The organism is Nitratireductor alexandrii, assembly GCF_004000215.1.
GTDB lineage: Bacteria > Pseudomonadota > Alphaproteobacteria > Rhizobiales > Rhizobiaceae > Mangrovimarina > Mangrovimarina alexandrii.
Genome location: NZ_RBVY01000039.1, coordinates 1 through 323, shown reverse-complemented (window position 1 = coordinate 323; position 323 = coordinate 1). Strand labels below are relative to the sequence as shown.

Genomic DNA, 323 nt, shown 5'->3' with positions numbered 1-323 from the left:
GTGCACAGATTGGTCTTCTGCGACAGGCAGGACGGGCACTGGCGGCATTCGGGCGTATAAAGCGGGATGACGTGGTCGCCCTTTTTCAGGCTTTCCACGCCCGGCCCGACATCGACCACCACGCCGGCGCCCTCATGGCCCAGGATCGCCGGAAAAATCCCTTCCGGATCGGCGCCCGACAGCGTGAACTCGTCGGTGTGGCAGATGCCCGTCGCCTTGATCTCGACCAGAACCTCGCCGGCGCGCGGCCCCTCAAGATCGACCTCCATAACCTCGAGCGGCTGGCCCGCCCCAACCGCAACAGCCGCACGTGTCTTCATGGC

Annotated in this window: 1 protein-coding gene; it reads right to left on the bottom strand. The window is 65.6% G+C overall.

The annotated features are described in order from the left end of the window. Positions 1 to 320: alcohol dehydrogenase catalytic domain-containing protein (locus EP380_RS23420; protein WP_164749976.1), on the bottom strand; the 320-nt coding region annotated here is incomplete at its 3' end. Positions 321 to 323 lie beyond the last annotated feature (3 nt).